Raw genomic sequence first — 16084 nt, forward strand, 5'->3', positions numbered from 1 at the left:
TGTCGACCCACCTAATTATACTATATTTTATGTTTATTTCCCAGTCTTCATGTAATACCAATCCGTCAGTTTATGAAGTAGTTCCTCATTCCCTACCCAATTCCATCCTACTCCACTTCCTCCAGGGAATGGATCATCAGGAAATACTCTTCTTTTTATGAAATCATCGTACGCAACACCCTTAATCTCTACCTGCCCAGTTAAACATAAACTCATTTCATTGATACCTGCTGAAGCTGTTTCTACATTAAAGGTATATACACCGTCTTTTGTCTTTAGTGGTGAATACCATTTTTGGCCACCATCAATAATTTTCTCTTGTCCATCCCAATATAAAGACTTAGTTGGTCTTTTACTATCAAAAACATGTCCTGTCGCTTCAGATAAATACATATTTTTAGGTAGGAACTTCGCTGTATTATCTTTAAGTTCTTTCTTCTCTAAATCTTGAGTAGACTTTAATCCTTCGTCTGCAAATGGATATTGTGCCTTAGCAGCAGCAAATACACCAGGGTAATTTTCATTCCAGTCATTTTTATATTTTCCGTTTACTTCATACGAAAATCCATAACCAGAATGCAGCTTAGAAGGAGCTAAATTATCAATACTCCCTGTCAAGGTTTCATAATACATTTTCCCAACTATATCTTCTTTTGATACGCGTTCACTTACTGTTTCTACTACACCTTTTACACTCGTCACACCACATATTGCCTTTTCTTTTGAAGGTTCATAGATTGCTGTTTTAATAGGATTATTTTTATACGTAGTTTCCTCTATGTCTATGCGATTACCCGCAGGGTTAATTTCTGCCTGAATTGTTCCTTTCCCTTTATGTTGCCAATCAAGGTTTAAGGTTTTCTTTTCTCCCTCAGTTAATCTTACCTTTTGTGATGATACTTGTTGTCCGTTATGTTTTAACACAACTACTGTTTCAGGATTCGTATATTTTTCTTCTAAAATATCTAACTTTTTAAGTTTATTCTTCTCTTTTTCGAACTTCTGTCTTGCATTATCTAGCTTACTTGCCGCACTATCTAGTTTATTTTCTTCCCAAGAGCAGTCTCTATCATAATAGTGATCCTTTCCCTCGGCATCTACTTCATGAATTGGATTGCGGCGACAGTAACTTAGACTAGATTGAGCGCCATCTCTTTCCAATTCAGAGCTATTTATTTCTTGTTGAGACTTATTAATGTTGTTGTTTACCTTTACTCTATATTGATCACGCTCTGGTTTAAAATTATCACGTGATACATCTACTCTTGTTTTAATATTCTTTCCTTCTCTTGCTGTTTCTCCTTCAATTCTGTCAGCTGAGAAATCAATTTTATATTTAAAATCATCTTCATCACCTGGATCTGGATTAGGTGTTACTTCTGTACCACAGTTACCATCTATGGTGAAATCAACGTTTTTCTCGTTCGATTCCCTCTGAACAGCATCAAGCACTTTAATTTTCGCAGTATATTGCCCACACATTTGCGGCTGCCATTTCACATCATCTTTTACAAACTTTCCAGCATCTCCTTCATTGGACCTTTCATTATCTTTTTGTGGAGTTGAACGCAAGTAATTTTCTTGATGATGCACAGTTTCACCATCTTTCGTAATATCTAACATCCATTTAACTCGGTTCCGTTCACCTGCAGCTGCTTGATATGGATTTACTGTTGTGCCACTTGGATCCCGATCATTATATCCTTTATTTTTACTTACATATTCAAAACCATTAAATGTGAATTTAACTGGTACATCCTTTGTACTACTTGAAGCTTTGAAATCTTTTAATTCCGGCTTATTTGTGCGTACATACCATAAACTGTACTTATTGTAGAGTAGGAAGCGAGCGCCTTGTCATATTGCTATGATAGGTTTCTCAAAACCCCTCACCGAACCGTACGTACTCCTCTCAGAGTATACGGCTCTCCATCAATTGCTTGTCAAAGTTATTTTTTTCTGTTTTTCGCTATAAGTTCTACTCTCATATCATAGTGAATTTCATTATGGCAATCCTCACATACGGCTAATGTTTTGCGTCTACGGGCAATCATTAATTTTTGCCATTTGGCTTTGCCTTTCTCAACATCTTTCATTTTTCGGACATGGTGCATTACTAAGTTAGAATCGGTTTTACCACAATGTTCACATTTGTTGGCTGACAACCTATCCATAAGACTAGTTGTTGACATATGAACTCTTGAGGCTAACAAGTTGTCGATGTTATTTTCTTGTGTTTTCATCTTAGTTATATCAACCGTTCTAAATCCTTCCCTGTAGAAAGAATGAGAGTGTTGTTTGCCTTTTTTATCTTTGTAATTGACTATGAATACACCGTTTTTGCAATATTTCCCCTTAATTTTTCCGATTGAGCTTTTATATTTATTGGCGAATGTTTTATACATGCTGTATTCTAGAACGTAACTGAATTTTTGGAGTACCGTTGAATTAACTGCATATTTGTAGTAGTTGTACATCCCTCTGATCTGTAATACATAATTATGTAGTATTTCCAAATCATCTAGGTGTGCCATTTCCGGTCTATGCTTTGGTTTCCAAGTTTCTTTCCCATTCACATACTTCATTTCTAAAACATTCAGGGCAAGTAATTTATTTCGCCATGTTTCATGGGGGATTTCAAGTCTTACTTTTAGATTGTGATGTCTTCTTTTTGCACCTTTCACCGAGTATTTGGTAAATAACTCGTTTCTAGTGATATTGACGTTGTACCCAAGAAATGTTGCTTTCTTGCTAGAGTGGGTGATAAGTGTTTTTTCTTCTGATAAAGTTAATTTTAATTCTTCATTGAGAAATTGAGCTATATCAGATTTAATGGCTTTGGCATCATCTTTACTGCCGATTATCATTACAATAAAGTCATCAGCATATCTAACATATTTTAGTGACTTAAATTTATCCGACATTGGATTGTAGTAGGGACGTTGTCCCCTTTCCTTAACCCATTCGTTGACTTGCTCGATTAATTCCTGAGCTTCATTGTGTTTACCTTGTTCTCTTAGTAAGTCTGCTTTCTTACGCCCTCTTTTTATTTTGAGGTGTAAGTATTGATATCTTTTATCAACTTCTCTGTCTTTTGGTTGACCTTTTCCGAACTTTTCAGCGTATTTTTCCATGTATATATCTAGTTCGTTTAGATATATGTTGGCAAGAAGAGGACTGAGAATCCCTCCTTGTGGTGTTCCACTGAATGTTTTGTGGAATTGCCAATCCTCCATGTACCCAGCTCTTAGGAACTTCCATATTAATCCGATGAGTGTTTCGTCATTGATACGTTTTCTTAGTAGGTTAATTAGGATATGGTGGTCGATATTGTCAAAGAAACCTTGAATATCACCTTCAATAAACCATTTAGTTCCATTACCACTCTTTTTAATTTGTTTCAAAGCTGTATGACAACCCCTATTTTTCCTGAATCCATGTGAGTTCTCAGAGAAGTTTGGTTCATAAATTGCTTCTAAGATATACTTTATTACTAATTGGACAAGTTTATCGTCAAATGTCGGTACCCCAAGAGGACGTTTTTTCTTACTCCCTTTTTTATCAATATATACTCGCTTAACAGGAGTAGGTTTATAGTTACCATTTTTAATGTTGTTGATGATTTTAGATACTCTATTTTTTGAGAAGCCATCAACAGTTTTATTTATGGTTCCTCTGGTCATATTACCTGGATTGGCATATATTTCTTGATAACCTTTATAGTAGAATTCTGGATTATAAAGATTTCTATATAATCTTTTGAACTTATAGTTTTCTTTAATAGTATTCTTCGACAAGGTGTTCAATACATAAACTGGATTTCTCATCAGCATCTCGCTTCCTTCCTGTTTATTATCATCATGAACTAATTGACTACCTTCCTTCGCCATCCTGATTTCACAACCATGACCTAACGTAATTTGTCATACGTTAGTGTGATAGGCTTTCCCTATCTCTGACTACTACGAAGGCTCCGTTACCATATGGAATATTCAAGAGCCACATTTCTTGGTTTTTACCTTGAAATCATCCTCTATAGCCATAAATGGCGCTTCCACTTAGGTAATCCCCATTTAGTACCTTGTAAATAGTTTGTAGTAATGTCGGTTGGGACTTTCAATCTTTACTAATGTACTTTAGTTGGTTCTCTAGTGTGAAACACACCTCTCTCCACAAAAAATAGATGAGCTGAACTAGAGACATATCGTTTCAATGTCTATTTCGATATGGTCGTCGATAAGACCCCTTGATTTATCCTTCACGCAGTTTAGCATTCAACCTTGTTTACCACGGTACACCTAGAAATTCAGTCGCACTCATGACATTAGAGTGACTTATCCCGTTGCAGCCATGCTACACTCCCCGCTCACTTTCGATTACGGATAAGGCTACCGGTGTCGGGTTGTTATCTTGTTTCACTTCACCCGCTGATTTACTAAATCAGAGTTTACAAGGCCCTTATGGGCGCACAATCCCCTCTACAGCACCCGCTCCCGCATAACCACCAGAAAGATAAGCAATATCACGAATCCAATAAAACTGTCCTAGTTCCTTATAAGTTTCATAGGTATTTATCGAGTGGTTATCTATATTGTCTAAAACAAAATCCGGATTACCCCAATACTTATCAGATATAACATACTTATTTACCCGTTCTACTTCAGTCACCATGCGGTCACCGGCCGGTACTGAACCGTTTAAATAACCCTCATTTGCAATTCGAATATAAGGTTCTGAAGAATCTTCAGCTTGAACCAAATTTTCTTTAGGATTACCCCAATTAAAAGAACCATTGTATACAGCAGGGAAATGTATGTCAGCTCTATATAAAGATTCTTTGGGTGCATATCCACTACCAGGACGAAAGTATTTACCAGGAAGTTGTAAATACTTAGATGAAAGAAAGGTATCATTTTTCCCATCATAAAAAGGCACATCATTATTCTTTGCATTTACTATACTTGGATAAATTAGAGCGGTAGAAGTACAAAGCACCAATAAACCTCTTTTTAATTTCATTGTTTTTCCTCCTAAAACACAAAAAGGACACACCTATACCATAGTCTGGTACGTTAGGTGTGTCCTTTCCGCATCTTTATTAAATATAATATTAAGTTTTTAACATTTTACAGAAATTATATCATTATTTAGCTTCTACGTAAATATACATTGTATTTTGTACCATAGTTTGTCCTATACGAACCTTATAATTTCCTTTTACATAGTTGTTAATTCCCTTTGCATTAATTGTTTCTTGAATTTCTTGGTCTACGTTTAGGCCCGTTAAGTAAGTAACCCATCTTTTAGTTAACTCTACCGTTGCTTCATTATTATCTAGGAATCCGATTTTAAACTTATTCCCCCCACCCTCTATTACAAATTGACCACCAATATATGAACCTTCTGGATAGTACATGTCTTTATCTAGTATAGTCACAGCACCATTTAAATTATCATATTTTAGATTTGTATTATATTTATTATTTATTTCTTTTAATAGATTTTGAGCCTCTGGAGCTAGTTGCTGTTTTACATTTGGATTCTCAAGAACCGTAGGATTGTATTTGAAATTTGGTTGTACAAGATTTGCATCTACCCCAGCTGGTACTTCAGGTTTTGGATCTGGCTTCACTTCTGGTTTTTCCTCAGGTTTTGGGTCTGGCTTCACTTCTGGTTTTTCTTCAGGTTTCGGGTCTGGCTTCACTTCTGGTTTTTCTTCAGGTTTTGGGTCTGGCTTCACCTCTGGTTTTTCTTCAGGTTTCGGGTCTGGCTTCACTTCTGGTTTTTCTTCAGGTTTCGGGTCTGGCTTCACTTCTGGTTTTTCTTCAGGTTTCGAGTCTGGCTTCACTTCTGGTTTTTCTTCAGGTTTCGGGTCTGGTTTCACTTCTGGTTTTGTTTCTTTTTCTACTGCATTAATAGAGTTATATAAGAATTGGCTATATTGTTCACGGGTTACATGTGTATATGGTGAATACATATTACCTCCAGTACCAATAGTAACGCCATTTTCTTCTAATGCACTAATTGCTTTTAATGCCCATGAGTTTTTATCAATGTCAGTAAACGATGTTGTCTTAGTAGCTTTGAATTTGAAAGCATTTGTAAGTACTTGTGCCATTTGTTCACGAGTTAAAATATCATCTGGACCATATTTTCCATCACCAAATCCATTTACAAGTCCTGCTTTAGCAAGTGCTCTGATTTCTTTTTCAAACAAGTGTCCTTTAATATCAGTAAAAGGATTTTTGAAGCTAGCATCTGCATCTGCTGGCTTAACGTACATATAAATCATACGAGCAACTTGCCCACGAGTTACATTGTCACCAAAGCCAAAGATATTATTTCCGTACCCTTGCACTACTTTACGGTTTGTTAAATCATAAATTGCTTTTGTAGACCAATGATTTGCTGGGACATCATTGAACTTTAGTGAATCTGTGTTATCAGCCTTAGCAGTAAATGCTCCTGCTCCTAGTAATGATGTACCCATAATTGTTAATGCTGTTGCTGTTTTTAAAAATTTGTTTGCCATTGTTTGTTCCTCCAAATATATTAGTTTTTTTATAGATTCTTTTATTGTACCGAATTTAAACATAAAATCCAGATACTTTAACATATTAATTTATTAATTAGCGTTTTTTTATAACCGCTGTTCTATATGGAAAATATTACCATATAGAAATAGGCTTGTAAAGTATTTTTATATATTTATTTTTAAATATATTTTTCTAGCAAAAAAACTATACTTTTCAGTATAGTCTTTTATAGTGAAAATCTTTGAATTATTATTACTTAAAATACACTTGTCCCATTCCATCTTTACTCGCCCATATTGGAGCCTTTATACCATCTACCCCAATCAGCTTAAATATGAAGAAATGGTGTTCTGCCTTAACCTTAAAAGAAAGGGATTGATTATGATCAATACGTCCCTTTGTATACTCATACTTCCAACCATCCATCTTTTCTTCCTTCATCCTTTTCTCTATCCCTGGGATTAAATCAACCCTTTTTCCATTGTAATCATATTGAAATCCCCCATTATTCTCTGCGATTCCAACCATATCAGAAGCAAAGTTATGTGCTTTCACTAACTGTATTCCATACAAAACACCTTCGGGTAAAAGGCTGATTAATAATAAAGAAAGGGTAAGGAATAGAGCTGTAGTTACTGTATTTTGCATTCTTAATGCACCTACTCTTTTTCTTTATTTTACGTTTCCACCTAATTGTTTTTCTTTTGCATTTGTATCGTAGATAATAATACTTCTTGCTTTACTCTTTATTGTTTCTTTTTTCTCATCAAATTGTCTAAAATAACTAGCAGCTTCTGCATCACCTTCGACAGCAACCATTGCTGGTTTCTCCTGTACATCATGGACAGTGAAGTTACGTTTTGAAGCAGGATCTTTAAAATCCGCATTACTGTTATACGCTTTTTCAAATTCTTTTTTCGCTTTTTCTGCATCAATAGCTATTTCTTCTTCTGCACGAAGAGTACCTATTTTTACAGACTTAGCCAAAGCTATCTCGCCACCTCTTTCTAAAGACGATTTATTATCAGTATGTGTTGTATCTCCAATCACCATATCAGTTACAAAAAATAGACAACCTACAAATAACAACAACATGCTTGCTGCAACAATAAACTTTTGCATCCCTCTTCATCCTTCCTTAACTTTCAGACTTTCGAAATCGAAATCCACTTAATATAGAACTTTTCTTCTGCTTCAATAATTCATTTGGTATCAATACCTCTGCTATTTCCTTCATTATTCCTTCTAGCTCTTTGTAATAGTTCCGACTAGATAGTAACGTACTACTATTTAATTGAGATTCAAATACATCTTCTATCTCATATGGTGGTAGGGCAGTTAATACCTTATCTCCAAAACATTCTTCTACTACTTCATGCTTTAAAAGAGTAGAAGAAAACTTATTCCCAATGATTCTCGTTTTCTCTAAAGCTAAGTAAGAAACGAGCTTTCTCTCTTTTGATGTAAGAGGATGCGCTATCTTTAGCAATTGATGCAGATCTGGTTCCGCTACAAAGAATATGTAATCCGCCATTTCACATATCTCATGGTATAAATCTTTATCCCAATCGCTCCCTGCATCAATAATAGATATAGGTGCTTCTTGGTTGGCCAATAAAACCTTAATAAAATGGTCGAAGTCCTGCTCTGTTTCGTTTTGAAGCTCTTGGTCAACTATAGGATTCTTTACAATATAATTTATTCTTCCTTGCTTCCATTTTGGAATTAATAATATATCAGATTCCTTCTGTAGCATCTCTTTATATCGCTGCAACATAAATTCACTACGATAGTTTTCTGGCGCTTCTGTATATCCCTTTAATAACGGATACGTATAACCATCATCATATAGATTCTCTATATAATTCACATCAATCTGTAGTTCATTTAAGTAAGCGGCTAAAAGATGTGAAACAAAAGTGGCACCACTTCTCCTATTCATGTTGGCCACAACAATTGTTCTTCTTGGAATAGCAATACCAATTTGTTTCTCATATACTGGCTCAAAAGCCAATTTATACTGTTTTTTTATAATTGGCGCTTTTGGCGTTTCTTCCTGAATAGACTTACGCTTTTGTTTGTTTTTAAATAATTTTAAAGTAGAGTGTGATTCACTGTTGTTACCTTCCTCTAATTCACTTGATACTTTCTCTTCTTCCTCATCAAAAGGAACTTCAGGCAATTTCGTATGTTGCGGTGCTTGACTTGCTCCTACAATTTCCACCACATTTTTAATACCCGATTCCTGTAGCAGCTGCGGGATGACTTTATTATCAATATCAATTTTACGAGAGTTAAAAATGTCATAGATACCTAGATAAATCAGTTTCGCTAAAAATTCATCATTATTTTCACGCTCTGTAAATACTACAATGCGAATATCCCGCTGAAAGCGAATGTCTCTTAACTTCTGTAAAATAATTAATTCTCGCTTATCTTCGTGTCCCGCATCAATATTTAATCGTTTGTCATTAATACATAGAATATCAGGTTGCTCCGTATCTAGAATTTCATCTAAATACTTTATGTGCATGACATCACTATCAGCTACTTCAAATCCTGCACCAACAAAATCCTCACGTAAATATGCCGTATACACAGTATCACTAATAGCTAATACAATCTTTTTCATTATGAAAAACTCCTCTTTGATAGAAAATCACTTTAAAGTAATAGCATGTTTTCAAAAGGCACTTTTGTTGCGTTTTGTATTTTTGTTAATAGTTCGGTGAGAAGTGATTCTATTTCAAACCCCTCCAAATTACATGGCATATTATCAATAAGGTTATATTTGACTCTAACCTCTAAACGATCCTCTATTTCTTCTAACGGTATCGCACTAAATAAACTTTGTTCATATATAAATCCATCCCGAAGATTTTTTTGTATTTCTGTCTTGTCTTTGTAAACAATGGTTACTTGTGCTAATTCAATAAAAGGATTATCTAAAGTTAATTTTGTATTCCAGTTTAGACTCCAGATTTCACAGCGGCCGTCCGCATGCACAACATTAGCAGCTACAGATGGAGTAATTGTAAATAAACGATCTACTGGAACATTTGTAAAAGTAGTTGTTTTTCCTTCAACTACTTTCAGTCCTCTTTCCTCACGTTCATGCTCAAGCGAAATTTCCGCACCAAACAATGCAATTTCACAAAATACTTGCTCCATTATGGGTTTAATGCCTTCATACGTTCGAACAGCAAATACACTAAATTCCTGTGTTTCATCCGTTCGAACTAATTCATAAATGCTAAATTCCGCTGCATTTACAATCGCAAAAGGAATATCTTGTACAAAATTAGGATTTATAAATAGAGAATCCGGAATCACTGTCTCTGGATGTTTGAAAAACTCTAAACCAAGCTGATATCCTTTTAGAAATGCATTCTTAGCAGCAGCTGGAAATAATGTTTCAAATCTTTTGAGATTGCTTTTAAATTGCTTCTCTTCGACCTCGTTATTAAATTCTCTATCTTGTAAAATGTTTACACGATCAGCAAGCAGTAAAAAATAGTAGTTAATAAGAGAATTAATTCTCTCCTCAAAAACTTGATTATCTTTACAATATTTATCAAATCTTCTTTTGCTTTCACTAATAATTTCATTCATTCTTTAATACTCTCCTTATCATTTTCTAGTTATTAAATAAAAAAAAGACACACCAATGGCAGGTATATGCCCTCGGTGTGTCCGTTTAGCAAGAATTAAATATCTCTCGATTCGTATATTAATTTTAATCAATAAGACTTATGTACAAGATTATCTCTATAATATCTAAATGTCAATACTACTTCGCAATTATTAATTAAAGTCACAAAAATAATGCTTCTAATTGATTAACCTTTTTCTTTTTTTGCATATGTCATTTAATCACCTAATTCAGGTAATACTATTAGTATATCTAAGTACAGGGTTTTCATACCAAAATTCCGATTTATATTTACAACTAAATTTCAAAAGTAAAAAAACATTCATTTAATATATTCCTTACCTTAGAGAACTTTAGATACAAAACAATCTTTATAGTACTCATAGCATAACTAACAGCAAACGACTAAAACATATTAATGTTATGTAAACAATAAGGTGGTACAAACACGTTCAGTTGATATTAACATATCAACTGACATTGACATGAAATTTCATATTGAGAGATGAATATAGGTAAAACTAACTCATCCAGTTCATACCTAAGCCAACTTAGTAATTACATATTTCGCAAACAAAAATTATAAAATAGCTTTTGAGTTTCTAATGTAACTATTAGACAAAAGAGCATGCTAATGATGAATATACATCCATAACATGTTTTCCTCATAAGAATTAAAATGACTTTTAGTTTGTGCATACTTAAATTTGAATGATGTACAAAACCATTTCTTCCACTTAAATACTATAAAAACTACAATCTATATTTATAGATTGTAAAGATATTAGCTGTACTTTTTATCAAAAAAAAGAACTCATACTTATAGTATGCCCAACTAAATAAGTCTAATACCTGAACATTACAACTGTTATTTACAACTAAATTTCAAATATGCTACACCATTCTTTTTATAAACCGCCTTGATCAAGAAGGTTTCAAAGAAAATCTATCTTCATTTAATTTTTAACACAATTTGAAGTACATAACCAGATTTGTTAATGTCATATAAACAATTAGCTGATACTAATCCACCTGATTGAAATTGATATATCAATTAACATTGATATGAAACGAGATAAAAATATATAGATGTTAATTTCATATCAATATTTTACATGTTATATCAAACTATGATACTCAGATGTGAATTAACGTAAAAACATTTTGTAGATCTACATTTATTATTAGTTAATGAGATGTAACAACTAACAAACCAGCGCATGCTATATTTTATTACCAATTACTTTTATTTAATTTTTAAGGGAGTTTAAGTCATAAACACCCATTAGAATAACTAGTATCTCTAAGTCTAAATGGTAGTTTTTATCTCTGATCGACATGACATTAACAACTAGGGTGATCCGTTCTTAGTTTGAATAATCTTTGTTAATGTTATATTGATCTCATAGCGATTTCTCATTTCATGTCAATGTTATCTTCGTGGGTATTCGACGTATACTTATTTAATTTCAGTTCACATATCAATCTCATCATCTTGTTTATGATCTTATTAATATATACAAGTATGTACCAGAGATCGGATATCTACAAAAACACATCATCAGGATTATTCTACGTCAAACTTTAGTATCTTAAAAACTTCCTCAAAATTACCCATAAAACCCTTCGTTTACGATTCACATTTCATGTTAAAAGGTAATCTTTTTAGTTCAACATGTGAACACAGGGCTAATACGTCTATTATAGTTAACAAGACATTAACAATATGTATTTGTGTGTTGCTGGCAGGTTGTTTTAGTGTCGATTTCATGTCAATGTCGCGTTTTATGTCAATGTTAATTCACGGGCTCATTTTACTCTTAAATACTGATGAAGATCGTTTTGTTGATACTAACTACATAGATTTCTATCATGACATGCAATATGCAACTTAAATTGTACATTCTATACTAATTTAATATACATAAGTATATCCTAACTTATATGTAGTACGTAAATAGGGAGCAGGAACGAACCTCTTCAAAGTATTATGATTGTGCTCCTATATCCTTAAATACCGTTTTGTTTATTGAACAATACTAAATCTACATTAATATTATTTACTTTTTACTAGTTTTTATACGTGATAATTACATTTTGGACGTTACTATGAGTATTTTCCGTTATATACCTGGATTATATCCTTATAACTTATTTACAAAATAGCTTTATTTCCTTATCATTAATATTAAGTAGCCTAATTTGTTAATCTCATAGCAACTATCAGTAGTGCTACTAACATAATATATATATTCCCATTAACAAAACATTACCAATTATATATTTCAAATTGGTACTAAAGTTGCTAATTTAACCGAATTTTATACTGAAGGTTAACGTTTTGTTAACAAGTATATGTTTACATGTCAATTTCATATTTCATGTAATTCACTGAATTAGTAGGGATTTTCACAAATATTATCGAAATACTAGCTAACATGTTAATTTCAGATCACATGTTAATTATAATTAGTTATTTATGAGTTGATTTTTGAGGAGGTAGTTACAATGATTGAGCAAAAAAATGAAAAACAAGACCATCAAATTAACGATGATGATATATTAGATGATAATATTTTCGAAAAAGCATGGCGGATAACAGAATTCTCAAAACTAGTAGGACGTCATCATAATACAGTTTATAATTGGTTCAATATCCTAGAAGAAAAGGGACTTCATGAAACTTTAAGAACTCAAAATACAAATGAAAAACTCTATAATGCTTTAGATCTTGAAATTGCTCTATTTATAAAGCAGAAAAGGGATGAGAAATGGTCTTTAGATGCAATTATTGACCTTTTACCTCACCAGTTTGATTTAAGACCAGTGTCACCAGAACATCAAACAAATGAGGTATCCACTGAATTAAACCTTCAAGCTACTGCAGAAATTATTGAAAAAATGGTAACCAAACAGTTAGAAGAAAAAATAAAACATATTGAATCTCATTATGAAGAGAAGGTAGAGAGTATATTAAAGCAGTTACCACAACCAGAAGATGTAGAAGCGCTAAAATTACGCCAACGCCAAGATAGGCTTGATAATTTTATTATTGAGCATAGAGCACGCCAGGAATTAAGAAAGCAAGCAGAGAGCTTATGGAATAATAAACCTGAGGAAGAGCGTACTAGAAAAGCAGGCTGGTTTAAAAAAGAGGAAGATTTGAGTAAAAAACAACTCTTCATAGAGCAGTACATACAAGATAATATTATTGAGTATATAAAATCTCTTATGGATTCAGTGGAATAATAAAAAAGTCTGGAACTTAGTCCAGACTTTTTTATTATTTTGTAGTACCAAACATCTTATCTGGATCTAGAAAATCTGCTAGATCTTCATCTTCATTTGCTCCAGCATTATTATTTTCTTCGTCACTACCCATATCAATAAAATCTCCAAATGCAAAACCTAAATCCTCATCCTCATCTGTACTTTCAATCGTACTAATTTGAGACTTTTTATACTGAATTTGGCTTTGTCTTTCTTTAAATTCATTAAATTCTTCAACTAAACCTTTAGATAATCTCGATGGTAATGCATCGGTTTTATAGAAGGTATATACAGTTCCTAAGAAATCATTCTTACTTACCAAATATCCATTAAAAACTGTACCATTTATAGGTAAATTATTTGAAACTTCTACCTTAGCGTCATCCATAAAGGAATCATTAATATTCTTTTGCTCATCTAGGATAGCAAGCATACCAAAATGATGTACTTTTGATGCTTCAACAGAACCATCATCGTTCTTCTTCATCAAATCAATCGGGGGATGGAAAGAGCTTCCTCTTAATGATTCTTGGAACATTTCTATAATTGCATGGCTATTTTCTATTTGATTCATATTACGTGAAACCTTATTAATTACTAAACAGCCCGTTTTCTCAAGTAAAATACGTTTAAAATCTTGAGAATCCAGTATTACAGATGTACCAGATCCATTAGCAGCGGTATTTAACTCATGAATAATTTCACTAATACGTTGATTTGCATAATCTCGTGAATTAGCGATACCTTTTTTCTCATTTTCATTCAATTCCTTAAATTCATCGTAAAAATGCTGGTTATCAGCAAACACAACAAATGCTACACCTTTTGATTTATCATTTGCTAATTTCCAAATTTCCTGTGAAAATTTATTTACTTGTCGTAATACATCAGGCCCATCTGCTCGGACGGGAAGAGTTACAACAATCCCCATTTTAATAAAGTCTTTGCGCTCAATAGCATTTTCAAAGGCTATTCTCGCAAACTTCGCTTGATTCGCCTTGATTTCAGACATTGGATATAGCTGCGCAACTTTTTGTAATTCTTGTCTGATTACTGGCTTGTTATGAAAAGCCGAAAATTCTTCAATAGCCTTAATGATTGTAGAAGTTCCAGTTCCTCCACCTAAACCTGCAAAAAATAAAACAAGTTCATCCGAAGGTCTTACTCGTTCAGTAATAAATTCTTTTAGCTTTTCTTTTGCTTCCTCATTTGAATCAAGGACTTTTACTGCACGCTCAGGATTCTTACCTAAACCACCTAATTTCAGTGAAACTTGATTACTTTTGGGTACATTTTTTAATTCAGCTAGATCTCCATCATTACTATTTAGTGCTAAGCAATTATATACTGCTGTACCATCTGTATGTGTATATTCCGCAAATTTATCTACCATTCTAGTACCAGCTTGACCAAAACCAACCATCGTCATTTTAACTGCCACTTCATTCTTCAAGAAGTTTTTTGCCATTATTTTATCTCTCCTTATTTACCTTTTTTCTTTTCCCTAACTCAATCAGTACTTGTTGCCCTCTATAAGTTGAGATCAAAAATTTATATGGGTGCATGGTTTTTTCATAGATTAAAGACATTGATGATAGTGTACTCACACTTATTTCAGCTGAACGTCTAGATATATTCGTACGTTCAACCTCTAAAGAATAGGATTTTCCCTTTTTTTTCTTTACTCTCCTATCAATAACTACATTTTCCACTATTTCATTAATAGATATGCCCCTCATGTACTTCGTCTCTTGAAATTGTTTATTTACTATGTTTCCTATGTATAGAAATACACTATAGAGTATCTCATCTTGTTCAAGTATATCAGCAAACATGTTTACTACTTCATCTGCAAACTTGATTGTTTGATATTTTTCACTTAAAACTTCGTTCAAGTCGTCCCCCCCTTAGAACACTGGTTAATTATTCCTAGAAACATAGTACATCATTACACGTCGTATATCAAGTCATTATAAATAAAACTTATATACAGGACTTGTATATAAGACTTATAAAATTAAAAATAGAATTAATATATATTTTATAAGGGTTTATTTATACGCCTTATATATAATGCGTATACATGTTATATCAATCTTAAATTTCATGTGATTGACATTTCAAAAAAGATTATTAAAAAAACCAAATCGAAATTCTAAAAAAACAGATTAAAAACCACCAATTTTTTTAGCATAAAAATTCCAGTAAATATTATACACCTTATATATAAGCTTTACATATGAAGTGTATAATATAATGCTTTTATATCGTAGTTAAATCGAAAAACAAATTATCTAGTTTACATACAAGTTTTATATAAGACTCTTATATAAAACTTGTATGTAAACCGTATTTGTAAAGCTTATATAATTCAACTAAACTTTTTAAATATTCAGATAATAAATATTGTTCGAGTGTATTTATATTACTAGGGAGATTTCAAGACATTCTTATAGCAATTCACACTAAGGTTTTCTTTGTTACCTAGCTGTTTTAACGGGATTTACCACTTATAAGACCGCTCATTGTTAATGTTATGTTAATGTACTGTTCTTCACTTAGTACTTGTTAGTTCACATTATTATATATGTTATAAGAAAAATTATCCTCATTTGAATTCAATTCC

Annotated in this window: 10 protein-coding genes and 1 pseudogene; 1 reads left to right on the forward strand and 10 read right to left on the reverse strand. The window is 32.8% G+C overall.

The genetic code is table 11. The features are described from left to right. Nucleotides 1-33: 33 nt before the first annotated feature. From QCI79_RS29745 to QCI79_RS29780, 8 genes and pseudogenes are all read right to left on the reverse strand, one after another. Nucleotides 34-1623 carry a hypothetical protein gene (locus QCI79_RS29745; protein ID WP_228220196.1) on the reverse strand — a complete coding sequence of 530 codons (1590 nt, stop codon included), beginning with the start codon at nucleotides 1621-1623 and terminating at the stop codon, nucleotides 34-36. Nucleotides 1624-1949: 326 nt separating this feature from the next. Next, nucleotides 1950-3827 carry a reverse transcriptase domain-containing protein gene (locus QCI79_RS29750; protein WP_031310562.1) on the reverse strand — a complete coding sequence of 626 codons (1878 nt, stop codon included), beginning with the start codon at nucleotides 3825-3827 and terminating at the stop codon, nucleotides 1950-1952. Nucleotides 3828-4470: 643 nt separating this feature from the next. After that, nucleotides 4471-5019 (reverse strand): annotated as a pseudogene (locus tag QCI79_RS29755) (hypothetical protein); the annotation flags it as partial. A gap of 124 nt (nucleotides 5020-5143) precedes the next feature. After that, the gene (locus QCI79_RS29760) at nucleotides 5144-6595 is read right to left on the reverse strand and encodes an S-layer homology domain-containing protein (protein ID WP_080350647.1); all 1452 of its coding nucleotides are present in this window, start codon (nucleotides 6593-6595) and stop codon (nucleotides 5144-5146) included. Nucleotides 6596-6788: 193 nt separating this feature from the next. Continuing rightward, nucleotides 6789-7184, reverse strand: coding sequence for a DUF4320 family protein (locus tag QCI79_RS29765; RefSeq protein ID WP_048556165.1), 396 nt, complete (start codon nucleotides 7182-7184; stop codon nucleotides 6789-6791). A gap of 24 nt (nucleotides 7185-7208) precedes the next feature. Further along, the gene (locus QCI79_RS29770; RefSeq protein ID WP_048549432.1) at nucleotides 7209-7658 is read right to left on the reverse strand and encodes a DUF5411 family protein; all 450 of its coding nucleotides are present in this window, start codon (nucleotides 7656-7658) and stop codon (nucleotides 7209-7211) included. 16 nt (nucleotides 7659-7674) lie between these two features. Beyond that, a complete protein-coding gene (locus QCI79_RS29775; protein ID WP_021728018.1) occupies nucleotides 7675-9168 on the reverse strand; it encodes a hypothetical protein in 1494 nt (497 codons plus the stop codon). 32 nt (nucleotides 9169-9200) lie between these two features. Then, nucleotides 9201-10148, reverse strand: a complete 948-nt coding sequence (locus QCI79_RS29780; RefSeq protein ID WP_001002555.1) for a hypothetical protein — start codon at nucleotides 10146-10148, stop codon at nucleotides 9201-9203. Nucleotides 10149-12696: 2548 nt separating this feature from the next. On the opposite strand from QCI79_RS29780, the gene QCI79_RS29785 reads away from it, so the two are divergent. Then, a complete protein-coding gene (locus QCI79_RS29785; RefSeq protein ID WP_021728017.1) occupies nucleotides 12697-13437 on the forward strand; it encodes a MerR family transcriptional regulator in 741 nt (246 codons plus the stop codon). A 34-nt stretch (nucleotides 13438-13471) separates the two neighbouring features. On the opposite strand, the gene QCI79_RS29790 is transcribed toward QCI79_RS29785, so the two are convergent. Further along, on the reverse strand, nucleotides 13472-14926 hold the full coding sequence (locus tag QCI79_RS29790) for an FtsZ/tubulin family protein (protein ID WP_021728016.1): 1455 nt from the start codon (nucleotides 14924-14926) through the stop codon (nucleotides 13472-13474). Between the two features lie 4 nt (nucleotides 14927-14930). Then, nucleotides 14931-15353 carry a hypothetical protein gene (locus QCI79_RS29795; RefSeq protein ID WP_021728015.1) on the reverse strand — a complete coding sequence of 141 codons (423 nt, stop codon included), beginning with the start codon at nucleotides 15351-15353 and terminating at the stop codon, nucleotides 14931-14933. Between the last annotated feature and the right edge of the window lie 731 nt (nucleotides 15354-16084).

This window comes from Bacillus cereus group sp. MG1, assembly GCF_040460035.1.
GTDB lineage: Bacteria > Bacillota > Bacilli > Bacillales > Bacillaceae_G > Bacillus_A > Bacillus_A cereus.